Annotated in this window: 24 protein-coding genes; 9 read left to right on the top strand and 15 right to left on the bottom strand. The window is 73.6% G+C overall.

Going from position 1 to position 22,742, the window contains the following annotated elements; genetic code table 11:
• The first annotated feature begins 1 nt into the window (after nucleotide 1).
• The 3 genes from PYR72_RS07885 to PYR72_RS07875 all read left to right on the top strand — a co-directional run bounded on the left by PYR72_RS07885 (nucleotide 2) and on the right by PYR72_RS07875 (nucleotide 2,998).
• A complete protein-coding gene (locus PYR72_RS07885; protein ID WP_275454603.1) occupies nucleotides 2-1,369 on the top strand; it encodes a tryptophanase in 1,368 nt (455 codons plus the stop codon).
• Nucleotides 1,370-1,450: 81 nt separating this feature from the next.
• On the top strand, nucleotides 1,451-1,873 hold the full coding sequence (locus tag PYR72_RS07880; RefSeq protein ID WP_275454602.1) for a hypothetical protein: 423 nt from the start codon (nucleotides 1,451-1,453) through the stop codon (nucleotides 1,871-1,873).
• A 33-nt stretch (nucleotides 1,874-1,906) separates the two neighbouring features.
• A complete protein-coding gene (locus tag PYR72_RS07875; RefSeq protein WP_275454601.1) occupies nucleotides 1,907-2,998 on the top strand; it encodes an IS630 family transposase in 1,092 nt (363 codons plus the stop codon).
• A gap of 71 nt (nucleotides 2,999-3,069) precedes the next feature.
• Here the strand turns inward: PYR72_RS07875 and PYR72_RS07870 are convergent, their stop codons facing one another.
• Complete coding sequence (locus tag PYR72_RS07870) at nucleotides 3,070-3,543, bottom strand: ATP-binding protein (RefSeq protein WP_275454600.1); 474 nt, start codon at nucleotides 3,541-3,543, stop codon at nucleotides 3,070-3,072.
• 139 nt (nucleotides 3,544-3,682) lie between these two features.
• Nucleotides 3,683-5,809, bottom strand: coding sequence for a SpoIIE family protein phosphatase (locus tag PYR72_RS07865; RefSeq protein WP_275454599.1), 2,127 nt, complete (start codon nucleotides 5,807-5,809; stop codon nucleotides 3,683-3,685).
• Nucleotides 5,810-5,992: 183 nt separating this feature from the next.
• On the opposite strand from PYR72_RS07865, the gene PYR72_RS07860 reads away from it, so the two are divergent.
• Together PYR72_RS07860 and PYR72_RS07855 are read left to right on the top strand one after the other, a co-directional pair.
• Nucleotides 5,993-7,051: a hypothetical protein gene (locus tag PYR72_RS07860; RefSeq protein WP_275454598.1), complete on the top strand. Its 1,059-nt coding sequence runs from the start codon at nucleotides 5,993-5,995 to the stop codon at nucleotides 7,049-7,051.
• Nucleotides 7,048-8,157 carry a hypothetical protein gene (locus PYR72_RS07855; protein ID WP_275454597.1) on the top strand — a complete coding sequence of 370 codons (1,110 nt, stop codon included), beginning with the start codon at nucleotides 7,048-7,050 and terminating at the stop codon, nucleotides 8,155-8,157. Before PYR72_RS07860 ends, PYR72_RS07855 begins: the two co-directional genes overlap by 4 nt.
• Before the next feature lie 59 nt (nucleotides 8,158-8,216).
• Here the strand turns inward: PYR72_RS07855 and PYR72_RS07850 are convergent, their stop codons facing one another.
• Nucleotides 8,217-9,164 carry a cyclase family protein gene (locus PYR72_RS07850; protein WP_275454596.1) on the bottom strand — a complete coding sequence of 316 codons (948 nt, stop codon included), beginning with the start codon at nucleotides 9,162-9,164 and terminating at the stop codon, nucleotides 8,217-8,219.
• A 214-nt stretch (nucleotides 9,165-9,378) separates the two neighbouring features.
• On the opposite strand from PYR72_RS07850, the gene PYR72_RS07845 reads away from it, so the two are divergent.
• Both PYR72_RS07845 and PYR72_RS07840 read left to right on the top strand, forming a co-directional pair.
• The gene (locus PYR72_RS07845) at nucleotides 9,379-10,542 is read left to right on the top strand and encodes an NAD-dependent epimerase/dehydratase family protein (RefSeq protein ID WP_275454595.1); all 1,164 of its coding nucleotides are present in this window, start codon (nucleotides 9,379-9,381) and stop codon (nucleotides 10,540-10,542) included.
• A 90-nt stretch (nucleotides 10,543-10,632) separates the two neighbouring features.
• The gene (locus tag PYR72_RS07840) at nucleotides 10,633-11,490 is read left to right on the top strand and encodes an oxygenase MpaB family protein (protein WP_275454594.1); all 858 of its coding nucleotides are present in this window, start codon (nucleotides 10,633-10,635) and stop codon (nucleotides 11,488-11,490) included.
• A 93-nt stretch (nucleotides 11,491-11,583) separates the two neighbouring features.
• Here the strand turns inward: PYR72_RS07840 and PYR72_RS07835 are convergent, their stop codons facing one another.
• A complete protein-coding gene (locus PYR72_RS07835) occupies nucleotides 11,584-11,952 on the bottom strand; it encodes an STAS domain-containing protein (RefSeq protein ID WP_275454593.1) in 369 nt (122 codons plus the stop codon).
• A gap of 173 nt (nucleotides 11,953-12,125) precedes the next feature.
• Here PYR72_RS07835 and PYR72_RS07830 point away from each other — a divergent pair, with 173 nt between their 5' ends.
• A complete protein-coding gene (locus PYR72_RS07830) occupies nucleotides 12,126-12,605 on the top strand; it encodes an ATP-binding protein (protein ID WP_275454592.1) in 480 nt (159 codons plus the stop codon).
• 16 nt (nucleotides 12,606-12,621) lie between these two features.
• On the opposite strand, the gene PYR72_RS07825 is transcribed toward PYR72_RS07830, so the two are convergent.
• The 3 genes from PYR72_RS07825 to PYR72_RS07815 all read right to left on the bottom strand — a co-directional run bounded on the left by PYR72_RS07825 (nucleotide 12,622) and on the right by PYR72_RS07815 (nucleotide 14,683).
• On the bottom strand, nucleotides 12,622-12,807 hold the full coding sequence (locus PYR72_RS07825) for a hypothetical protein (RefSeq protein WP_012998494.1): 186 nt from the start codon (nucleotides 12,805-12,807) through the stop codon (nucleotides 12,622-12,624).
• A 101-nt stretch (nucleotides 12,808-12,908) separates the two neighbouring features.
• On the bottom strand, nucleotides 12,909-14,027 hold the full coding sequence (locus PYR72_RS07820) for a histidine kinase (protein WP_275454591.1): 1,119 nt from the start codon (nucleotides 14,025-14,027) through the stop codon (nucleotides 12,909-12,911).
• Nucleotides 14,024-14,683 carry a response regulator transcription factor gene (locus PYR72_RS07815; protein ID WP_275460360.1) on the bottom strand — a complete coding sequence of 220 codons (660 nt, stop codon included), beginning with the start codon at nucleotides 14,681-14,683 and terminating at the stop codon, nucleotides 14,024-14,026. The genes PYR72_RS07820 and PYR72_RS07815 overlap by 4 nt, the downstream gene beginning before the upstream one ends.
• Before the next feature lie 255 nt (nucleotides 14,684-14,938).
• Here PYR72_RS07815 and PYR72_RS07810 point away from each other — a divergent pair, with 255 nt between their 5' ends.
• Nucleotides 14,939-15,340, top strand: a complete 402-nt coding sequence (locus PYR72_RS07810; protein WP_275454590.1) for an SgcJ/EcaC family oxidoreductase — start codon at nucleotides 14,939-14,941, stop codon at nucleotides 15,338-15,340.
• Nucleotides 15,341-15,371: 31 nt separating this feature from the next.
• On the opposite strand, the gene PYR72_RS07805 is transcribed toward PYR72_RS07810, so the two are convergent.
• From PYR72_RS07805 to PYR72_RS07770, 8 genes are all read right to left on the bottom strand, one after another.
• Nucleotides 15,372-15,665: a hypothetical protein gene (locus PYR72_RS07805; RefSeq protein WP_275454589.1), complete on the bottom strand. Its 294-nt coding sequence runs from the start codon at nucleotides 15,663-15,665 to the stop codon at nucleotides 15,372-15,374.
• Complete coding sequence (locus PYR72_RS07800; RefSeq protein WP_275454588.1) at nucleotides 15,662-16,609, bottom strand: SPFH domain-containing protein; 948 nt, start codon at nucleotides 16,607-16,609, stop codon at nucleotides 15,662-15,664. The genes PYR72_RS07805 and PYR72_RS07800 overlap by 4 nt, the downstream gene beginning before the upstream one ends.
• 126 nt (nucleotides 16,610-16,735) lie before the next feature.
• Nucleotides 16,736-17,902 (bottom strand): FAD-dependent oxidoreductase, encoded by a 1,167-nt coding sequence (locus PYR72_RS07795; protein ID WP_275454587.1) that lies wholly within the window; start codon nucleotides 17,900-17,902, stop codon nucleotides 16,736-16,738.
• 51 nt (nucleotides 17,903-17,953) lie between these two features.
• A complete protein-coding gene (locus tag PYR72_RS07790; RefSeq protein ID WP_275454586.1) occupies nucleotides 17,954-18,667 on the bottom strand; it encodes a GntR family transcriptional regulator in 714 nt (237 codons plus the stop codon).
• A gap of 101 nt (nucleotides 18,668-18,768) precedes the next feature.
• The gene (locus PYR72_RS07785; protein WP_275454585.1) at nucleotides 18,769-19,455 is read right to left on the bottom strand and encodes a DUF4232 domain-containing protein; all 687 of its coding nucleotides are present in this window, start codon (nucleotides 19,453-19,455) and stop codon (nucleotides 18,769-18,771) included.
• Between the two features lie 249 nt (nucleotides 19,456-19,704).
• Nucleotides 19,705-20,199 (bottom strand): hypothetical protein, encoded by a 495-nt coding sequence (locus tag PYR72_RS07780; protein ID WP_275454584.1) that lies wholly within the window; start codon nucleotides 20,197-20,199, stop codon nucleotides 19,705-19,707.
• A 157-nt stretch (nucleotides 20,200-20,356) separates the two neighbouring features.
• Entirely contained in the window at nucleotides 20,357-21,922 is a 1,566-nt protein-coding gene (locus tag PYR72_RS07775) for an FAD-dependent oxidoreductase (protein ID WP_275454583.1), read from the bottom strand.
• The gene (locus PYR72_RS07770; protein ID WP_275454582.1) at nucleotides 21,919-22,647 is read right to left on the bottom strand and encodes a methyltransferase domain-containing protein; all 729 of its coding nucleotides are present in this window, start codon (nucleotides 22,645-22,647) and stop codon (nucleotides 21,919-21,921) included. Before PYR72_RS07770 ends, PYR72_RS07775 begins: the two co-directional genes overlap by 4 nt.
• Nucleotides 22,648-22,742 lie beyond the last annotated feature (95 nt).

The raw sequence follows: 22,742 nt of genomic DNA, 5'->3' as shown, positions 1-22,742 counted from the left end.
GATGGAGCCGTACCGCGTCAAGGCCGTCGAGCCGATCCCCGTCACCACCCGCGAACAGCGGCGGGCCGCCCTCGCCCGCGTCCACCACAACCTCTTCGATCTGCGTGCCGACGAGGTCACCGTCGACCTCCTCACCGATTCGGGCACCGGCGCCCTGTCCGCCGCGCAGCTGGCCGCCGCCATGGACGGCGACGAGTCCTACGCGGGCTCGCGCTCCTTCCACCGCTTCCACGACACCGTCCGGGAACTGACCGGCTTCGCGCACATCCTGCCGGTGCACCAGGGCCGGGCGGCCGAGCGGCTCCTCACCACGACCCTGCTCGCCCCCGGCAAGGTCTTCCTGAGCAACACGCACTTCGACACCCTGCGGGCCAACATCGCCCTGTGCGGGGGCGAGGCATGGGACCTGCCCTGTCCCGAGGCGCGGGACCTGGACAGCGCCGAACCGTTCAAGGGGAACATCGACACCGCCCGGCTGAAGGCCGTCCTGGACGGACCGGACGGCTCCCGTGTCGCGGCCGTGATCATGACGCTCACCAACAACGGCGGCGGTGGCCAGCCCGTGTCCATGGCCAACCTGAAGCGGGCCTCGTCGCTCTGCCGGGAGCACGGCGTACCCCTGTTCCTGGACGCGGCGCGGTTCGCGGAGAACGCCTGGCTGGTCACCCGGCGGGAACCCGCCTACCGCGACCGCAGCCCCCGGCAGGTCGCCGAGGAAGCCTTCCGGCTCGCCGACGGCTGCGCGATGAGCGCGAAGAAGGACGGTCTCGCCCACATCGGCGGCTTCCTCGCCCTCAACGACCCCGTCCTCGCCCAGCGCTGTGAACTGCTGCTCATCGCCACCGAGGGCTTCCCCACCTACGGCGGACTGGCCGGACGCGACCTGGCCATGGTGGCGCAGGGCCTGAGCGAGGTCACCGATCCCCGGTATCTGCGCGCACGTGCCGAGGACACCGCCCACCTGGCGGATCTGGTGCGGTCCGCCGGCGTCGACATCGTGGAGCCGCCGGGGGTCCACGCGCTCTACCTCAACGCGGGCCGTCTGCTGCCCCACATCCCGCCGCACCACTTCCCCGGCCAGGCGCTGGCCTGCCGGCTGTATCTGGAGGGCGGCATCCGCGGAGTCGAACTGGGCTCCCTGTACCTGGGGACGGAGGACGCGCGGGGCAACCCGCTCACCAGCGCGCCCCACGAACTGCTGCGACTGGCCATTCCCCGGCGCACCTACACCCGTGGCCACTGGGAGCACGTCGGACGTGCGCTGGCCCGCGCGGTCCGTGACGCCGCCGACATCCCCGGCCTGCGCATCATCGAACAGCCCGCCTCGCTACGGCAGTTCCGGGCCAGGCTCGCGCCGGTCACCCCGTAGGCCCACCCGATCCGTCGAACCCGTTCGCCCCGCGCGGGGCCGCGGGGCGAACGGAACGGGTGCCCGCGGCGTCGGAGGAGCATGAAGACGTCGCGCCGATCCGCCGTCCTGCTCCTGAGCGCCGTACTGTCGCTCGCCGGGTGCTCCGCCTCGTCGGACCGTCCGGGTGACGAGGGGTACTCCGGGCCCACCCTGCCCGCCCGCACCATCAAGGAGGGCACGTGGCGGGAGGGTCCGGCCAAGCCCGAGGAGCAGACCCCGTACCCGTACGACATCAATACGCACTGCGGGATCAAGTGGGTGCATTTCGGCGGCCGTTGGTGGGTGCTCGACACCGTCTTCCCCGGCGTCGAGCAGGTCCGGGGGGAGCCGGTCCCGCCGGGGAGGGACCGGATCGCCGGCTATATGACCCTGATCGGCCCGGACACGGCCGACTTCGACGCCGCCGGCATGCCGACCCTGCAGTTCGTGCCGGCCGACGACGAACCGCCGGGCTGCGCCTAGTGACCTGAGTCGGAGATTCGTCGTTGGTTTGGTATGAGTCGTCCGGGTCCGAAGATTCCGCCGTTGTCGGTGACCGATGCCCAGCGAGCCGTGCTGGAGGGCTGGGTGCGTCGCCGCACGACGGCTCAGGCGCTGGCCCAGCGGTCGCGGATCGTGCTGGAGTGCGCCGACGGGCACTCGATCATGGAGGTGTCACGCCGGCTGCGGGTCACTGCGGACACCGTCCGCACCTGGCGGCGACGTTTCCTCGAACGGGGCCTGGACGGCCTGTCCGACGAGCCGCGGCCCGGCGTCCCGCGGAAGATCACCGACGCTGACGTCGAGCGGGTCATCGTCAAGACACTTGAAGAGAAGCCGAAGAACGCCACCCACTGGTCGACCCGGTCGATGGCGGCGGCCACGGGCATGTCGCAGTCGGCGATCCCGCGGATCTGGCGCGCGTTCGCCCTGGCGCCGCACCGGTCGCAGACCTTCAAGCTTTCCACGGACCCGCTGTTCATCGACAAGGTCCGTGATGTCGTCGGCCTGTATCTCGACCCGCCGGAGAAGGCTCTGGTCCTCTGCGTGGACGAGAAGTCCCAGATCCAGGCCCTCGACCGGTCCCAGCCCGTGCTGCCGATGGTTCCCGGCGTTCCCGAACGCCGCAGCCACGACTACGTCCGCGCCGGCACCACCACGCTGTTCGCCGCACTGGAAGTCGCCACCGGCAAGGTGATCGGCTCCCTGCATCGGCGCCACCGGGCCGTGGAATTCAAGAAGTTCCTGACCAAGCTCGACAAGGAAGTCCCCGCCGACCTCGATGTCCATCTGATCCTCGACAACTACGTCACCCACAAGACGCCTGTCATCAAGAAGTGGCTGCTTGCGCACCCGCGCTTCCATCTGCACTTCACACCGACGAGTTCGTCCTGGCTGAACCTGGTGGAGCGGTGGTTCGCCGAACTCACGCAGAAGAAACTCAAGCGAAGCGTTCACCGCTCCGTCCAGGCCCTCGAACGCGACATCCGCGCTTGGCTCACCGACTGGAACGAACACCCCAGACCGTTCATCTGGACGAAGACCGCCGACGAAATCCTCGACAAAGTAGCCGCCTACTGCCGACGAATCTCTGACTCAGGTCACTAGCGTGTCGCCCCGGGGCCGGGGAGGGGCGTCGGGCCCCGCTCGGTTCCGGAGCGGGTCGCCCACCCGTCTTCCTAGGGGTCGTGCCCGGTCGCCCCGGTCGCGGGCCCCTCCGCGAGGAGGACCGCGGCGGTCGTGCTCTTGCCGACCGGTTCCCGGCGCACCTCGTAGCTCTCGCACGACGCGATGACGATCTCCAGCCCGTGCTGCCCGACCCGTCCCGGCTCCGCGGCCGAGGCCACCGGAATGACCGGGTCGCTGTCCCAGACGGTGACCCGCACCGAGCCGCCCGCCACCTCCAGGTCCAGCAGACAGGGACCCGGCGCGTACTTGCAGGCGTTGGTCAGCAGTTCGCTGACGACCAGCTGAACGGTCCCCACGGCTCTGGCGGACACCGGAAGGCCCAGGACGGACTGGAGGCGCCCCAGGAAGGCCCGGGCCAGGGCGCGGCCCCGGGCGATGTCGCCGGGCTCACCGTGGTACATCGCCGAGCTCTTGACCAGTCCGTCGTCCAGCAGGGGGCTGTCGTCGTGGGCAGCCTCGTCCATGCGATCCGCCCGCTTCCTGAGCCTTGATCGGTACACCGGCCCGTCTACCCCCAAAATCCCGCGAACACCAGACCCGGCCGTACCGGCTGCGCCTTCCACCCGTCCGCCGGAGGCCGGGACGCGGGCGGACGGCCGCCGCCTACCGGCTTCGCAGCAGGAGCAGGGCGACGTCGTCGGTGCGTGCGTGGTGCGCGCCGCCGTGCTCCAGCAGGCTCTCGGCCAGGTCGTCGAGGGGCCGGCCGCCGTGGGCCGTGATCCGGTCGGCGAGGGCCGCGATGGAGGCCGTGATGTCGGTGCCGGGGGTTTCCACCAGGCCGTCGGTGTAGAGCGCGAGGAGCCCTCCCGGGGGAAGCGGAAGGGTGGTGACGGGATAGTCGGCCTCCGCGCCCGTACCGATGCCCAGCAGCGGGCCCGGCTCCACCGTGAGCGCGACGGTCCGCGGTACGGGTGTGGGCTCCCACAGGAGCGGGGGCGGATGCCCCGCACTGGCCAGGTGCAGACGGCCCCCGTCGAGATCGATGTGGAGGTAGAGGCACGAGACGAAGAGATCGGTCTCCAGGTCCGTCAGGACGCGGTTGGTGCGGGCCAGGACCTCGCCGGGCAGCGCGCCCGCGGTGGCGTGGACGGCGGTGCGGACCTGGCCCATCAGGGCCGCGGCGTGCATGCTGTGCCCCTGGACGTCGCCGATCACGGCGGCGGCGGTCGCCTCGCCCAGCCGGATCAGATCGTAGAAGTCGCCGCCGATCCCCATACCGTGCGCGGCGGGCAGATAGCGGGCGGCGACGTCGAGACCGGGGAAGTCCGGCAGCGCCGCCGGCAGCAGGGCCTGCTGCAGACCGTGGGCGAGGTCGTGCTTGGCGTCGTACAGGAGCGCCCGGTCCATGGCCTGGGCGATGAGCCCCGCCAGGGAGACGAGGACCGCGCGGTCGCCGGAGCCGAAGGGGTGCGGGTCGTCGTACGACAGGACGCAGCAGCCGACGCGGCGCTCGGAGACCAGCAGGGGCAGGAACGCCCAGGCCCGTTTGCCGCTGAGTTCCGCGGCCCGGGGGTGGGCGCGGGCCATCTCGGCGGGGTCGGCGAAGAAGGCGGGGACGCCGCTGCGCAGGACGCGCCCGGCGGGGGTGAGATCGGTGTCCAGGGGCAGGCCGTCGAGGCGGGCGATGTTGCGCGGGTCGTAGCCCTGGTGCCCGGTGATCCGCAGCCGGCCCGCGTCGGCGGCGGACAGCACCATGCCCTGGGCGTCGAACGCGGGCAGGATCTGATCGGCCACCACGTTGACGACGTCGGCCACGGTGACGGTCTGGCTCAGGGCCGCCGCCAGGTGGATCAGCTGGTGGACCCGTCCGGTGCCGGTCCCCGCGGGCGAGGCGGCCGGGTTCGGGGTGATGCGGGGCGGCGTCGTGTCCCCGGACGGCGGGTGCGGGTGGGGCGAGACGAGGGCGCTGATGCCGCTGTCGTCGGGGTAGAGCCGGATGTCGAGCCAGTGGTCGGGTGGGCGCAGCGCCGTGTAGGCGACGGGTTCGCGGGTGAGGACGGCGGTCCGGTAGTGGTCCTCGTGGAGCGGATCGTCGAGCCAGGGCACGGACTGCCACGGCAGGGTGCCCAGGAGCCGGTCTGCCCGTCGGCCGAGCAGCCGCGCGGCGGCATCGTTGAGGAAGGTGATGCGGCCCTGCAGATCGAAACCGAGGGCGCCGACGGGCATCCGCTGCAGCAGGTCGGCGGCGGCCAGTCCGCTCTGGGCCGGGTCCGGGCCGGGCCGGTGCAGGGGCACGGCCCGCGGCTGATCGGGGATCTCGCGGGAGGCGGGCGTCTCGTCCAGCACCTGGGTGATGCGGCTCGCGCCGGCCAGAATGTTCCCGCGTTCCCGCCGGGTCAGCGAGGGTGGGTGGCTTTTGGGCCACACCAGGGCCAGGGCTCCCCAGCGCCGGACCCCGTGCAGGGGGGCGAAGGCCAGGGCGAGCTGGTAGGGCAGCCCGGCCGCGGTGTTCGGGTACAGGCGTGCCATGTCCTCCTGCCGGCCCACCCAGACCAGGCGGTCCTCCCGCACCGCCTCGGAGAGCGGGCCCGCGGCCGACACCGCCACCCGCCGCCACGGTGTCACCGCCATCACCGGCACCCCGCACACCGCTGCCAGGCACAGCACCGGGTCGGCCGCCGGCAGCAGGTAGACGCCCGCCGCCAGCGCCCCGGTCCCTCGCACCGTGCCACTGAGCACCTGGTCCAAGGACGGCTCGTCACCCGGGGTGACACCACTGCCCTCACTCACATCTCCGACAGTAGGCCGCGAACGGCCCGAGCGGGATGTGGAGCCGCACCGCCGGGGTCACCGGGCCCGGGCGCACCGCGACGAGAGGGCGCCGCGGGGCCGTCGCCGATCGGCCGGATGACGTCTGTTCAGCGGCGGGTGCACGCCAATAGCGTGTGCGGCCTTCGCGTCCTGGGGGGTCCCATGAACGGTCTCCGTGCGGTCGTCGTCTGTCTGCTGGTCGTGTGCGCGGCGATGGTGTCACCGGCCGCGGCCGTGACGCCGAAGGGCTGGACGGCGCTGCCGGTGCCGGCGGCGGCCCCGCCGGTGACCGTGACCGGTCTCGCCGCCCGGGGACCGACCGAGGCATGGGCGACCGGCCACGAGACCGCGGCCGACGGACCGCGGCCGGTGCTGTACCGGTGGGACGGCACGGCCTGGAGCCGGGACACGAGTTTCCCCGGCGCCGGTGAACCGGGCGGGCTCGACCAGGTGCGGTTCGTCGGCCGGGAGGTGTGGATCCTCCGCACCCGGTCCGGCGAGGGGGAGATCCTGCGCCGGACGGCGGCAGGGTGGAGCGTCCTCCCGGTGCCGCGCACCCTGTGGACCTACCAGGACTTCACCGCCGTACCGGGTGCCGCGTGGGTGGTCGGTGAGGACGACACCGGGCTGAAGATCCTTCGGTACGACGGTTCCGGCTGGACCGCGCAGACCGCCCCCGACGGGGTGCGGTACCTGATGGGGATCACCGCGCGCACCGCCATGGACGCGTGGGCCTGGGCCGACACCGACACCGGGACCGCCGTCCTGCGCTGGGACGGCACGGCCTGGCGGGACGCGGACGTGCCGCTGCCGCCCGACAGCAATGTGCACACCGTCCTGCTCGAACCCTCCGGCCGGGTCACGATCGGCGGCAGCCAGTACACGGCCGGCGTGGCGCGCACCTACCTGATGACCGGCGACCGGCACGGCTGGCGCACCACCCGTCCACCGCTGGGCGACACCGCCACCGAGGCGATGGTGCGCGGCCCGGACGGCGCCCTGTGGCTGCCGGTGCGCAGCGACCGCGCCTTCCAGTCGAAGTACGCGCGCGTGGACGGCGCACGCACCACCTTCTCCTACGGCCCGGAGCGTCCGAACGCCATCGACGTCAAACCGCGTGCCCTGGCGAGGGCGGGGTCGTCGCTGCTGTCCTTCGGAACCGCCGAGATCTACGGATCGAAACCGAACCTGATGAGCGAGCGGCTGGGAGGCCGACCATGACACGCCGACTGCTGGTCACGGCCCTCGCCGCCGCCCTGACGTTCCTCGCCCTCATGACCCCGGCGGCGGCGGACACCCAGGACTGGCACCACGTCCCCGTCCCCGCACAGGTACGCCCCCAGGCCGGGCTGAACGAGGCCGTGGCCTTCGGACCGGACCGGGCGTGGGCCGTGGGGACCGACGCGGTGGGACGGGAGGCGCCGGGATTCCCGCTCGTGCTGCGCTGGGACGGAACCGCGTGGCAGCGCCGGGCCCTGCCCGGGATCGGCTGGCAGGGAGAGCTGCTGTCCGTCGCCGGGACCTCACCGGCCGAGGTCTGGGCGGTCGGGCGCGACGCGGCGGGTGCCACCCGTCTGCTCCGGTCCGACGGGTCCGCGTGGTCCGAGAGCCGGCCGCCGCGCGGGGTCGTCCTGACGAAGGCCGTGGCCGGTGGCGGCGAGACCTGGCTGATCGGTTCCCGCGACGGCGCGCAGGCGCTGCTGCGCCGGGACGGCCGCGCCTGGCAGGACGTGCCCGTACCGCCCGGAGCCGTGTACGGCCTGCACATCCTGGCGGCGGACGACGTCTGGGCCGCGGGCGCGACCGGTGCGGGCGCCGCCGTGTCGCACTGGGACGGGCAGACGTGGCACCAGACGATCGTGGACGGGTTCCCGCGGTCGGCCGTGGGCAGCGTGCTCGCGGTGTCGCCGACGGAGGTGTGGGCGGGCGGCACGGCGGGATTCGTCGGCGGCCCGGTGGGGCGGCCGATCCCGCCCCTGCTGGTCCGCTTCGACGGGCAGACGTGGAACCACGTGACCGTGCCCACCGACTTCGGATCGGTCACCTCCCTGACCCCCGCCTCCTCCGGAGCGCTGAGCTGGGTCGCGGTGGCGCGCTCGCAGAAGTGGGGCCCGCCGGGCAGCCAGCCGCCGTTCGTCCCCGGACCGGACTTCCTGGCCTGGGACGGACAGGCGTTCACCGAGTACGGCGAACCGGCCGTGGCCGGGGAGGGCGACTCCTCGCGGCTGCAGCTGGCGCCCGTGCCGGGCACCGGCACGGTCTGGTCGGTGGGCCGCGCCGACGGCCCCGAGGGCACGTTCGCCCCGCGCATCCTGCGCTTCGGCTGAACGGGGTGGGGCGAGTGATGCCCGGCGGCCGGCACGCACGGCGGCCGCCGGGCCCCCGGTCACAGCACGGCCACCGGGTTGACGGGCGACCCGGTGCCGCCCGGCACGTTCAGCGGCGCCACGACCATCAGGAAGGCATGCCGGCCGGCCTCGGCACAGGCGGCGGAGAGTGCCTCCAGGTCGAGGTTGTCCAGCAGGGGCACGCCCATGGCGGCGATGGTCAGCGCGTGCACGGGGGAGGACACGCCCTCCACGGGCGAGGGCCGCACGTCGCTGTCGCCGTCGCCGCCCAGCAGCGCGATGCCGCGCTCGGCGAGCAACGGCACGGCATCCACGTGCAGGCCCGCGCAGGCGTCGTCGGGGTTCCAGGGCCCCAGCTCGCGCCGCCGCCGGAAATGGCCGGACCGCAGCAACACCGCGTCGCCCTCGCCGATGGTCACACCCAGGGCCCGCTCGGCCGCCAGGACGTCATCGGCGTGTACGGCCGTCCCCGGCTCCAGCCAGTCCCGGCCGAGCACGGCGGGCATGTCGAGCAGCACTCCCCGGGTCACCAACGGGCCCAGCGCGTCGACCGCGCCGAAACGGGCGCCCCGGGCGTCGACGGACCCGCGCGCGTCCCGCCCCTCGTACAGCAGGCCGCGGTAGGCGATGTGCGACAGGGCGTCCAGATGGCTGACCCCTTTGCCGTGGTAGTCCGCGGCGATGAAGTCCTTGTGGCAGGTGGGCTCGGGGGGCTCGACGTCGCCCAGCTCGGTCATGTGGTGCAGAGCGGGCCTGCCGTTGTCGGGACCGGGCACCGTGTTCCACGGCAGGGCCATCGGGACGACCCTCCCGGACCGCACCAGGGCGGAAGCCCGTCGCACGTGGTCCGGGGTGATCCGGTTGGCGGCACCGCGATCGGCCGGGGTCCAGCGGCCCCAGCTGCGCAGCCGGTCGAAGAGGGCGTCGAACTCCGCGCGCGTCACGGCGGGGCCGTTGTCGGGCGGTCCGGACGGGAGGGGCGTCATGGGCGTACGTGCTCCAAGGGTCGGGAAGACCTCCGAGTGTCCACGGTGGACCACGTCCGGGATTCCCACGAGCCGGACCGGCCGCGCCGCCGGTCCGGACGCGGGTCCGCCCGTGCCGCGGGTTCCCGCGGGCGCCCGTGGGCCTGCCGTCCGCCCCCGGACGGACCACCGAACCGACCGACCGCACGGAAGGACGCCGTATGAGGATCGCCGTATGAGGGTCGTCGTCACGGGCGCCTTCGGCTTCCTCGGACGCCAGGTCGCCCGCGCGCTGCTCGGCACCCGGACCTTTCGCGGGGCACCGATCGACAGCCTGGTGCTCGTCGACCGGACCGCGCCGGCCGGGCAGCCGCCCGTGACCGGCCCGAGCCCGACCGCCCCACCGGTCTCCGACACGCTCGTGTCCCACCCCCTCGTGTCCGACCCCCTCGTGTCCGACCCCCTCGTGTCCGATCCGCTCGTGTCCGATCCGCTGGTGGAGATCGTGCACGGTGACCTGACCGGCCGTCTCGACGCGGTGTTCGCACGGCCGGTGGATGCCGTGTTCCACCTCGCCGCCGCCGTCTCGGCCGAGTGCGAGGCCGACTTCGACCTCGGGATGGGCGCCAACGTGGACACCACACGGGCCCTCCTCGACGCCGCCCGGGCCCAGTGGGCCGCCGGTGGGCCGACGCCGTGCCTGCTGTTCTCCAGCAGCGTCGCGGTCTACGGTCCCGACCCGGCGCTCCCGCTCCCACCCGTCGTCGGCGAGGCGACCCTGCCCACGCCGCGGTCCAGCTACGGCGTCCAGAAACTCGTCTGCGAGCAGCTGATCGCGGACTACACCCGCCGCGGGTTCGTCGACGGTCGTGTCGCCCGGCTGATGACCGTCGTGGTGCGGCCGGGCCGACCGAACGCGGCCGCTTCGGGCTTCCTGTCCGGCATCATCCGCGAGCCCCTCGCGGGCCGCGCCGCCGTCTGCCCCGTCCGCCCCGACCTGACCGTGGCGCTGGCCTCGCCGGGGCGCACCGTCGAGGCGCTCCTGCGTATCGCCCAGGCGGAGCGCGGGGCGGGCAGGGGCCGGCTCGCCGGCGCGCTGCCGGTCAACCTCCCGGCCCTCACGGTGTCGGTCGCCGAGATGCTGGCCACGCTGCGGAAGGCGGCCGGCGACGCCGTCGCCGATCTGGTGACGATCAGACCCGATCCCGCCGTCGAGGCCATCGTGGGCTCCTGGCCCTCCGCCTTCGACCCCACGCGCGCCGCCGCGCTCGGGCTGGCTCCCGACCCGGACTTCGCCTCGGTGCTGCGGGCCTACGTCGCCGACCATCCCGACGCGGTCCTGCCCGGCCCGGCCCGCAGGCCGGGACGGCCGGACCCGGGCCCACCGGCCGGTCGCTAGGCCGTCGCCAGTGCCGTCGCCGTGCCGCCGCCGGGTCGGCGACGGCCGGGATCGCGGACACTGGACGAAGGAGAGGGGAGGCCGCCCGTGATGACCACCGTCCGTGCGCAGCTGGGCCAGGCCCTGTTCCGCCGCGTCGCCGGGCCCGACGGACCCGCCACCCGTGCCCGCATCCATGACACCCCCGGCCCGCGCTGGTTCGGCCCCGACCGCCCCATCCGGACCGTGCACGGCGACGCCTCCATGTTCATCGGCGGGCTGAGCGCCCTGCTGCTGCAGTCCCTGCACCCGCTCGCCATGGCGGCGGTGGCCGGTCACTCCGGGTACCGGGGTGACCCCTGGGGCCGGCTGCAGCGCACCAGCACCTTCCTCGCCGTCACCACCTATGGGACCGCGGCGGACGCCCGGCAGGCGGTCGACCAGGTGCGGGGCATCCACGAGCGGATCCGCGGGACCACCGCCGAGGGGGAGCCCTACCACGCGGCCGATCCGCATCTGCTCGGCTGGGTGCACGCCGCCGAGACGGACAGCTTCCTGCGCGCCCACGAACGCTTCGGGGCCCACCCGCTGGACGCCGACGCCTACGACGCCTACGTGGCGGACACCGCCCGCGTCGCCGCCGCCCTGGGGGTGAGCGACCCGCCACGCGACCGCCGCGAACTGGCGGAACGGCTGGCGGCCTACCGGCACGAGCTGAGGGCCACCTCCGAGGCCCGGGCCGCCGCCCGCTTCCTGCTGTTCCGGCCTCCCCTGCCCCTGGCCGTACGGCCCTTCTACGGCGGGCTGGCCGCGAACGCCGTCGCGCTCCTGCCGCCCTGGGCCGGCAGGATGCTCCGGCTGCCCCGGGTACCGGTCGTCGAGAACCTCGCCGTACGCCCCGCCGGCCAGGTCCTGACCCGGACCATCCGCTGGGCCATGACCCCTCCCGGCCGGTCCCGGCCGACGTGAACCACGGGAACCGGCGTCCGCCGACAGGGCCCGTCGGCGACCTAGGTGACCTGGGCGACCTCGGCGGACTCAGCGACCGATGAGCCCCACGGATCAGCCGGACAGGGCCTGTTCGACGGTGGGGTGACAGGGAATGAACGTGTCGACGCCGACCAGCTGCAGTACCCGCAGCACCGACTCCTGGGCAGCGGCGATCCGCAGCCAGCCCCGCTCGCCGCTCACTCGCCGGTGCACGGCGACGAGGACGTTGATGCCGCTGGAGTCCATGAAGGTCACACCGCCGAGGTCCACCACGATCCGCGGAGGCGGCGCCCCGTCGCCCCCGGTCAGCAGGGCCTCGTCGAAGAGGTCCTTGACGTCGTGGTCGATCTCACCCCGCAGGGTCACGACCCGGACGTCGTCGACCACATGGTGTGCGAAGGAGAGCCGGCCTGGCCGGTCCGCGTTCTCGATGGCGGTCACCGTCTCCTCGACTCGCTTAGGCTGGCCCCGGGTCAGGGCATGCACGGATGATTCTGCCCCACTGCCCGGGCCGGACACACCCGGGCAGGCTGTGTCGAGCGGCGCCTCGGTGGCATAAGTGACGGTATGGCGGGTACTGGCGTGCGTGGGTACGGGGAATGAGGGCGAGGCTCGTGGGGTCCTATGCCGAGGGTGACGGCTCGACCGAGCCGGACGGTCCACTGCTGCGCGCCGGATTCGCCCTGGACGGGGACGACGCCTGCATCGCCGACGCCCGCCACCACGCGGTCGCCTTCCTCGACCACGCCCGTACCGACCGCCACCTGCCCGTGAGCGCCCACGCGCGGGACATCACCCAACTGGTCGTCAGCGAGCTGGTGACCAACGCCCGCAAGTACGCCCCCGGGCCCGTCCTGATGGAACTGCGCATCACGGCCGACAGCGTCGAGATCGTGGTGTGGGACAGCGACCCCACCGTCCCCTCGGCCCGCGCCGCCGACCCGGACCGGGTCGGCCAGCACGGTCTGGAGATCGTCAAGGCCGTCACCGAGGACCTGTTCGTCGAGCAGGCGTCGGTGGGCAAGCGCATCACGGCCCGCGTCGCCCTGGCCGACCCGCCCGGCGCCGGCAGCGCCGCCCGCGGCCCCGCGTGACGGCTCGGCGCGAGCCCTACGCGACCTTGAACTCGATCTGGGTGATGGCCGGTCCGTCGCCGGTGACCTGACCCTCCTTGATGGACTCCGTCCAGGAGCCGTCCTGCTGGAGCTTGGCCAGAACGGCGGGGGAAAGGCTGACCGTGATCTGGATGCCGCCCCCGGCGGACGGGGCACGGTCGATGCGGATGTCATTGCTCATGCCGAGGAAGCTACCGCCAACACGTCGGCCGCCATGGGCTGTTGACGTTTTACCCGGGGTCGTGAGGTTACGGGCCGATCGGTCCGGCCGGCCGCGGTGCCTCAGTCCGTGCCGAGGGGGACCCGCAGCCGCACCCGGTAGCCGCCCTCCCGGGCCGGGCCCGACTCCAGGGTTCCGCGCAGGATGTCGGCCCGTTCCCGCAGGCCGACCAGACCGAGCCGGGAGCCGGGGAGGGCCAGGGAGGGCCTGGTCGGCGGGGAGTTGGTGACGGTCACTCCGACATGGTCGCCGTCGTGCCACAGCTCGACGACGGCGGTCGCGCCGGGGGCGTGCTTGCGGACGTTGGTCAGCGCCTCCTGGACCGTGCGATAGAGGGCCCGTTGGGCGGGCGTGCCCACGCCGGGCGGGAGTGCACCGGTCAACCGCGCCTCGATACCGCTCGATCCGACCAGAGCGTGCAGGTCGGCGAGCGTGGGCTGAGGCGTCAGCTCGGTGGCGTGCCCGCCGGAGGCGCGCAGCAGGGTGACCATGGTGCGCAGCTCGTCGAGCGTGGTGACACTCAGCGAACGGATCGTGCGGGCGGCCTCCCTGGTGTCCGTGTCCCCGGTGGAGACCTGAAGGGCCCCGGCCTGTACGGCGATGAGGCTGACCTGGTGGGAGACGACGTCGTGCATCTCGCGGGCGAGCCGGGTGCGCTCGTGGGCGAGCGCGGCCTGGGCGTGCAGCGCCCGCTCCTGCTCCCGGGCCTCCTCGACCTCGGCCAGCCGCCGGGCCAGATCCCGGTGCGCCTGCACGAGTTGGCCGACGAGGGCCGGGACGACGGCCAGGGCCAGGTTGTACACGAGGGTGATCAGCGTCATCGTCCGGCCGACCTCGGCGAGCCCGGCGGGCGGCCAGGGCGTGCTGCTCACGACGGCGACCAGGGCCACGCATCCCGCGAGGAGCCGCCGGTCGCGGGACCGTTCGGCGACGCCGTAGAGGGCTAGCAGGGGCGCGAGGGCGACCTCCTGGGTGAGGGCGATCGGCAGGGTGAGCAGGAGGACGGCGAGCGGGAACCCGCGCCGGAGGACCAGCGCGGCACACCCGAGCCCGGCCAGGGCGAGTCCCGTCCGCGACTTGTCCCACAGGTTCAGCCACACGTCGACGGCGGCCACCACGGCCAGGGCGATGTCCACGGCCGGCGCGGGCACCCGCTCCCACAGCGCGCGTGCCCCGCTCATCGGCCGGCCTCCGGCCGCCGGCCCTCGTCCAGGAGCCCGGCGCGCTGTGCCAGCAGCGCCGCCTGCACCCGGCTCGTGACCCTCAGCTTGGTGAGGATCGCGCTGACGTGGTCCTTGACCGTGCCGGCGCCGAGATGGATGCGGGCCCCGATGTCGGCGTTGGACAGCCCCTCGGCGACCAGGACGAGGACGTCGCGCTCGCGCGAGGTGAGCAGGCGGACCCGGGCCGCGTCCTCGTCGACGGCCGACGCGCTGCCGGAGTGGCTGTGCAGCAGGGTCCGCGAGGCTTTGGGCGACAGCACCACGCCGCCCGCGGCCAGGGTGCGGACCAGGTGGGCCAGTTGGTCCGGCTCGGTGTCCTTGAGCAGGAATCCGGCCGCGCCGGAGTGCAGCGCCGTGAGGATGTACTCGTCGGCGTCGAACGTGGTCAGCATCGCCACGACCGGGGCGTCCGGCATCGTCCGCAGCTCGCGCAGCACGGTGAGTCCGTCGACGTCCGGCATCCGGATGTCCAGCAGCACCACGTCGGGCCGCTCCCGCCGTACGGTCTCCACGGCCCCGCTCCCGCTCGCCGTCGCGACGACCTCGATGTCGTCCGACGCGCCCAGGATGAGCCCGAACCCCGACCGGACCAGTGCCTCGTCGTCCACCACCACAACCCGGATCACATGCGCCCGCTCTCGTCCTCGCCGTCCCGCCCTGCCGACACGACCCTAGAGCGCGCAAACGACCCCGGTCGCGCACGGAACCGCAGGTCCAGCCACCCGGCGGGGTAGCTCCCTCCGATCGGCAGGGGCCCGGCGAGGATCCGACGGAGGCCGCGGGGGACGGCCCCCGGACGGCCGACACGATCCACTTCTCCTGCGAAACCCCTTGACCTCAAGCACGGTCGAGGTCACAGAGTGATCCTCATGGACACCGAGACCGCGAACACCGCGGACATCAAGGCCATCGAAGAGGTCGTGGCCACCGTCGAACGCACCCAGCGCGCCAGGGACGCCGAGGGCTTCCTCGCGCTCTTCCACCCCGACGCCCTGTGGACGACCGCCCACGGAAAGGTCCTGATCGGGTTACCCGCCATCGCCGAGTTCACCCGTGCCGTGCTGCCCGGTGCCGTGTGGGACGGCGAGGTCACCTACGAGGTGGCGCACACGCAGTTCCTGCGCCCGGACGTGGCGGCCGTCAAGGTGCGGCAGGTCTACCACTCGGCGGAGGGCGACACGGAGGGCGCGCCGCTGTACGTCATGACCCGGCAGGCCGACGGAGCCTGGCTGCTGCACGCCTGCCAGAACACGTCGGTCCGGCGCGACTAGGGCCGGCCGGGGCGGCCGGGCGCGCTGCGGCTCACGCGTCGTCTCCGGGCTGCTCCCGCTCCCCGCCGGGACCGGACGGCTTCGGTGGCCGGCCCCGGCGGGGGAGCGGTCCCGCCGCACCGGGCAGCCGTCCCGCGTCGGACAGCGCCCTGCGCAGCAGGAACTCGATCTGCGCGTTGGTGGACCGCAACTCGTCCCCGGCCCACCGGGCCAGCGCGTCATGGACCAGCGGGTCGAGCCGCAGCAGCACCTGCTTGCGCTGTGCGGCCGACCGCTTCGGGGCCGGGTCGGCACCCGGCCCGCCGTCGGGGGGAGGGGGCGTCACTGGTACAGCGACCCGGTGTTGAGCACGGGCTGCGCGGCCCTGTCCCCGCACAGCACCACCATCAGGTTCGACACCATCGCGGCCTTCCGCTCCGAGTCCAGCTCCACGATGCCCTGTTCGGCGATGCGGGCGAGCGCGGCCTCGACCATGCCGACCGCCCCGTCGACGATCTGCCGCCGGGCCGCCACGACGGCACCGGCCTGCTGCCGCTGCAGCATCGCCGAGGCGATCTCGGGCGCGTACGCGAGGTGGGTGAAGCGGGACTCGATGATCTGCACACCCGCCGCCTCCACACGCGCGTGCAGCTCGACGGCGAGCTTCTCGGTGATCTCCTCCGCGTTGCCGCGCAGGGAGAGACCTTCCTCGTCGTGCGCGTCGTAGGGGTACTCGATGGCGATGTGCCGTACGGCCGCCTCGGTCTGGGTGGAGACGAACTCCAGGAAGTCGTCCACCTCGAAGGACGCCTGCGCGGTGTCCTCCACCTTCCACACCACCACCGCGGCGAGTTCGATCGGGTTGCCGTAGGCGTCGTTCACCTTCAGGACGGCCGTCTCGTGGTTGCGTACCCGCGTCGAGATCTTGACCCGGGACGTGAACGGGTTGACCCAGCGCAGGCCGTCGGTGCGGATCGTCCCCCGGTAGCGCCCGAACAGCTGGACGACACGGGCCTCGCCCGGTGCCACCATGTTGAGGCCGCACATGGCGAGGAACGCCGCGAGGCCCACCAGGATGCCGCCGACTATCAGCGCCGCCTTCACACCGGACGAGGTGGACACGGCGCCGAGCACCACGAGACCGACGCCGGCGGCCAGGCCCACCAGTCCGAGCAGCAGGGCGAGCCCGCCGCCGATGGAGTGGGCGGGGAACTCCCGTACGCGCGGCTCGGGCATGTCGGGGAGGTCCGTGGTGTCGGGCGCGTTCGGTGTGAGGTCGTGTGGGCTCATGGTGGTCTCCCCGAGTGAGTGGTCACAGGTGCAGGGCGAGGCGGGGTTCCGAGGGGCCGTCCGCCTCGCATCTAGCTTAGTGATATCACTTTATCGGGTTCGTGGCCAAGCTCCGGACGCCGTCGGCTACTGCTCACCGAGTCCGACGGCGCGCTGGTCCACGGCGGTGTCCGGGCGGGCCGCGCCGGTGAACCGGGTGGGGCGGAAGGCCGCGAGGAGTTCCTGTTCCCGGTCGGTCGTGATCTCGACCGCGGCCAGGCGCCCCAGAACCGGTGCCAGGGTGACCCCGCTGTGCGAGACGAGGCAGTAGACACGGGACCGCGCACGGGCGTAGCCGGCGACGGCGTGGCCGTCCGCGGGCAGCGACCGGATGCCGACGCGCAGCTCGATCCTCGGTGCCCCGGCGCAGTCCGGCAGCACCGAGCGGAACCGCCGGGCCAGGGTGCGCGCGAGGTCCCCGTCGGCGGTCGGCGGGTCCCGCGGATCGACGGCGGCGTTCAGATCGAGTGCCTGCAGGACGGTGTGCCCGTCGCCCGCCGGGCGGAGGTTGAGTCCGGGACTGTGGATCACACACCGCAGGTCCAGGCGCGGCTCCCTGACGTATCCGAGCAGGCCGACGCTCTGCGCTCCGCGCCCGGTGTCCGTCACCATGGGAACGTCGATCCCGGCGCGTGCGGCGAGTTCCCGGGTCCATCGGCCCGCGGCCAGGACGACGCGGTCGGCTCTGTGGACCCGGCCCCCGGTCAGGGTGACGGCGACTCGGTCCGGACCGTCGTCGACGGCTTCCACCTCGCCGGTCGCGTACGTGGCCCCGTGCCGCTCGGCGTCGGCCACCAGGGCCCGGACGAAGCGGTCCGGCAGTACGTAGCCCTCGGTGGGGAAGTGCGCGAGGGACGTGATCGTCGCCGGGACGCGCAGGCCGCCCGCGATGCGGCCGGCTTCGTCGGCGGTGACCCGGTGCGCGGGGTAGCCGAGGGACCGCAGGCGCGTCACGTGGTCGGCGAGCCGCCGCTCGTTCGCGGCGTCCGCCCACTGCAGGGCGCCGCTGGGGAAGTAGGAAGGGGCGCCGGGCAGTTCCGCGGCGAGCCGGGCGTGCTCCTCCATGCCCGCGAGGTTCAGCCGGTGGTAGGCGGGATGCGGTTTCCGGCTGGAGTTGGTCCAGGCGAAGGTGGTCGCGGACGTGCCGGTGCCGGCTCCGAGCCGGTCCAGCAGGAGCACGTCCGCGCCGGCGACGGCGAGGTGTCTCGCGGCGCTCGCTCCCAGGACGCCTGCACCGATGACGATGACCTTCATGGTCCGCGTGTCTCCTCTCGGTTCGGGCGGCGGGGCGTGCCGCTGCGCCGCTCACTCGGGCGGGACCGGAAGCTCCAGGAAGAACTCGGCGGTTCCCGGACGGACGACGGTCGTGACCACCTCGACGGTCCCGCCGTCGTCGGTGCGCAGCTCCCTGCGCCGCATCAGCGCCGGTGTGCCGGTCTCGCTGTGCAGCAGCGCCGCGTCGTGCTCGTCGAGGACGACCGGGTCGAGGTAGAGCCGTACGGAGTCGACGGGCACGCCTTCGCGTCGCAGGTACGGGAGGGTGACGAGGGTTGCGAGGTCCTCGCTCAGCAGGTCGGGGGCGGCCGCGAACAGCACCACGTGGCGCTCGACGGACTGCGGCTCCTCGCGGATGTCGAGTTTGCGCCGGACCAGTTCCACCACGGCGGTGTCGGCGGCGGCGCCGGGCAGGCGCAGGACGGCGTCGGCGGCTCTGACGACGCGTGCGGAGACGACGTCGTGCCGGCCCGGAGTGCCCCGGGAGGCCGTCGCGGGGGTGACGAAGTTCAGCAGGTTGATCTGCCGGGTCACATCGGCGACGAAGGTGCCGTGGCGTCGGCGGCGGATCGCCAGTCCCGCCTCGGCCAGGTCGTTGAGGACGCGCTGGGCCGTGGCGCGGCTGACGCCGTACCGGTCGGTGAGGTCCTTCTCGGTCGGGAGCCGCGCGCCGGGAAGCAGTTCCCCGGCGCGGATCCTGGCTTCGATCTCCCGTCTGATCCGGACGTACAAGGGTGCGGTCATGGGAGTCCCTGGAGGTCGGGTTTCCGTCATTTGACCGTACAATTGCGTAATCGGCCGGTCAATGGTCCGGACGGATCCGAATCCTCGCCGATCCTCGCCGCTCAGTACGTGAGCGCGTCCTCGGCCGTGCCGTAGAAGCTGGTGACCTGGCCGTCGTTGACCGTCACCGGGCCGTCCACGATCGTCACGGTCGTCGGGCTCTCGGAGGCGGTGAGGGCCACCTCCACCGTGGCGGCGCTCTTGCCGCCCGCGGTGTCGGCGCGGGAGAACAGGATCCCGGCGTAGGCGGTCTCGCCGGGCTTCATGATCCAGTCCTTGCCCTCGGGGCCCATGTGCTCGGCGGCGCCGTCGAGGCCCGGGATCGTGATCACCAGGTCGTTCGCCGGCAGCAGGCACGGGTCGCCGCTCTTGTTGGTCGCGGCCAGCAGGGCGTGGTTGACGAGCTTGGACGCCACGGTGACCTTGTAGCTCAGGTCGGTCGTCTCGCACATGCCCACGCCGCCGTCCTGGCCGTCGTCGGTCCCGGGCTCCGAGGCCGCCGGGGTGCCCTCGGCACCGCCGGACGAGTCCTCGCCGCCACCGTCGCCGTCGCCCTGGCCGGCCGTCGAGGGCTTGTCGGTGTCCTTGCCGCCGTCCTTGCCGCCCTTCGTGGGGGACGGGCTCGCCGTCGTGCCCGGGGCGGACGCGTCCTGCTCGGCGTCGCCCTTGCAGGCGGTCAGCGCGAGGATGCCGAGCGAGAGAACGGCGAGTGCGGCGGTGGCGCGGCGTGAACGAACGGCGTACGTCATGAGATGCCCCCCGGGAATCGGAATGTCCGGTGATAGTGCCGCACGGGAGGGGCGTGGTGACCGGCTGACATGGAGAGGAAACCGTCCTCGAACGGATTTGTGACACTGTGACGGTGCTACCCCGGTAGGGGGCGTGATGTCGTCCTCGTCGCCCCGTCCGCGCGCGGCACGGGGGTGCGGATTCCCGGCCCGGCCGCGTCCGTGGCCCCGCCCCGACCCTCGGTCATGGCGGGGCCGGCCGACAGGGCCTCAGCCGCGGCGGTCGAAGGGCGCGGTCGGGCGGCGGGCGTCCGGGCTGTCGGGGGTGCAGGTGTGATCGGGGTGGTCGTGGGTGCGGCGGGACTCCTTCATCTCCGCCTCGTACAGGTGGTCGCGTCCCGCGGCCAGCCGGTCCACCGCTTCGCGCTCCAGGTCCTTGAACGCCTGGTAGTACGTCCGGTCGTACGCCTCGACGATCTGGAACGTCCAGTGGCCCGGGATGACGTTGCGCCCCAGGATCTCCGTCTCGACGCGGCGGGCCCACGCGTGGTGGCCCGCCTCGCGGAGCAGTGACGTGGCCCGGTCCAGTTCCAGGTCCGCCGTCCCGGTCAGCTGGTGGAAGGAGAAGAGGTGCCCCCGGGCACGCTCGGTGGTCTCCAGGGCCTTGGACAGGGAACCGAGCGCCTCGACCGTGGCGTCGCTGAGGCCCTCCGGGCGCCGATGCGCATCGTCGGGCCCGTCTGCCGTGTCGTGCGGGCGTGTCATGGTCGGCCAGCCCCTTTCGCGTGCGGCACCTGACCGGCATCGCGGTCAGGAACCCCGGGGCCCTGACCGGAGCCGCTTCCTGCGGGTGCCCACCGGACGGTCGCCCATGCCGCAGCGGGCCCCCGGCCTGCCCTTCGAGCCTGCCGGGGCCGGGCTTCTACGGAGTGCGGCGGTCGAGCCGGGCGAGGCTGCGCAGCAGCGGTCCACGGCCCCCGTCGGGCACGGTCCACAGGGTCTGGCCCCTGACCCCCCACCGTTCGAGCAGCGCGTTGGCGGCGAGGAAGCCGCTCGTGGCCGCCCGCTCCATCAGCGCGACCGGCAGGCCGGTGCGGACCAGGTCCCCGGCCACCACCAGCCCGGGATCGCCGGTGCGGACGGTGGGCCGGTCGTGGTACCCGCCGACCGGGAACAGCGGGCAGTCGGCCCGCCACTCGTGCCGCTCGTCCAGCACGGCCGCCTCGCGCGTCTCGGGGTAGACGCGGTGCAACTGCTCCAGCAGACGCTTCTGTTCGACATCGCGGGACACGTGGTCGGACAGGGCGTAGGCGTGCAGTTCCACGACCGAGCCGCCGGTGCGGGCAGCCCAGCGCGCCGACTCGCCCTCCCAGCGGTCGAGGACGCTGACGTTGTCGAGCGTGCCGTAGCCGCCGGTGCCCAGGAAGCCGGGGCGGTCGGCGGCCACGGGCCGGTCCAGCCACAGCCGGGACACCAGGAACGGCGGCGCGCTCCGCAGACTCGCCACCCGCTCGCGCCACGCCGCGTCGGCCAGACGCGGGGAGCGTCCGGCGAGCGAGCGGAGGCCGCCCGTGTCCAGGGCCAGGACGACCGCGTCGTGGCCCCGCTCCTCCCCGCCGGCGGTGACGACGAAGCCGCCGTCGGCCGTGGGTTCGACCGTCTCGACCGGCGTCCCGGTGCGCAGCTCGGCTCGGTGCCCGCGCAGATAGCCGGCCAGGGGGTCCCACAGGGCGGTGGGGAAGGGCTCGTCGGGTACGTCGAACAGCAGCCCCTCCGCCGAGCCGAGGAAGTAGATGTGGAACATGAGGACCATCTCGGCCGCGGACAGTTCGCGGGGGTCGGCGAAGAAGCTGCGGGAGAACACCTCGAAGGCCAGGTGCTGCGCGGCCGCGGGGAAACGGATCGCGTCGAGGAAGTCGCGGGCGCTGACGTCGTCGAGGCGGTCGTGGATCCCCGGGACCCGGACGTCCAGCAGGGGGAGAGCGGCGACCGGGTCCATACGGAGCAGGTCCCGCAGGCCGAAGGACGGGCTGAGGGCGACGAAGCCGAGCGCGCTCCACGGCGGCGTGCGCGGGACGTGCCGGAAACTGTCGTGGAGCCCGTCGGCGTGCCGCAACGGATAGTCGGGCAGCCCTCGCAGCCGGTCGAGACCGGGGTCCGTGCGCCGCAGCAGACCACGCAGGTTGTAGTACTGGCGGAAGAAGGCGTGGAAGCCGCGGCTCATGGTGACGGTCGTGCCGTCCGACAGGACGGTGGGCCACCCGGCCAGCCGCCCGCCCAGCGTGGCCTCCCGTTCGTACAGCGTGACCCGCGTGCCGCGCTCGGCGAGGGCCGTCGCGGCCGCCAGTCCCGCGATGCCGCCCCCGACGACGGCGACCGCCGGGGGACGGTCGCCCGTGAAGCGCGGAGCGCCCGGTACGGCGTCCAGCCTGCGGGCCCGCCGGTCCCTGCCGTGCCTCGTCGGGCCGGTGCGCCCGGCGGCCCTCATCGGCCGTCCTCGGCGCCGGCCGGCCGGCGGGCGACGATCGTGTGCGTGATGCCGGTCTGCCATCCGGGCAGGGGCAGCACCCGTACGGAGTCGAAGCCCTGGGCGCCGACCCGCGCGGCGAAGGCGTCCGCGGTGTCGAAGTCCACCACGCTGCGCCACAGATGGCGGTACAGGTGCCCGTCGCCGAGCAGGGCGGCGACGGGCAGGACCATGCCGCGGCACACCCCCGTCCACACCGCACGGTGGACGGCCCGGCCGCTGAGGGTGTACTCGTGCACCGCCAGGCGCCCCCGTGGTGCCAGGACCTCGCGCACCGTCGACAGGACGGCGTCGGGGTCGGCCACGTTGCGGAAGAGATAGGCCGCGAAGACCGCGTCGAACGGTCCCTCCACGCCGGCGTCCACCAGACGTTCGGCGGGCGCGTGCACGAAGCGCACCCCCTCGCGCCAGGGTTTGCGGGCCGCCCGCTCCAGCATGCCCGCCGAGGCGTCCACGGCGGTGATCTCGGCACCGGGCAGCACGGCGCCGAGCGCGGCGGTGGAGGCGCCGGTGCCGCAGCCGAGGTCCAGGACGCGCAGGCCGCCGCCGGGCCGCGGCAGCCCGAGGCGGCGCGCCGAGCGGCGCAGATGGGCGTGGTAGCCGGGGTTGGCGGCCACCAGCGTGTCGTAGCTGCGCGAGGCATGGTCGAACGCGGCGGCCAGATCCTCGTCGCGGAGCAGGGTCATGCGGTGTCTCCTCGGCTGGTGCACGGAGGTCGGGTGGGCGGGGTCGGGCGGTGGGGTACGGGGCGGGGTGCGCCGGGCGTGCCGGTACGGAGCGG

The organism is Streptomyces sp. VNUA24 (genome assembly GCF_029167005.1).
Classification (GTDB): Bacteria; Actinomycetota; Actinomycetes; order Streptomycetales; family Streptomycetaceae; genus Streptomyces; species Streptomyces scabiei.
This window is presented reverse-complemented; position numbering and strand designations above follow the sequence as displayed.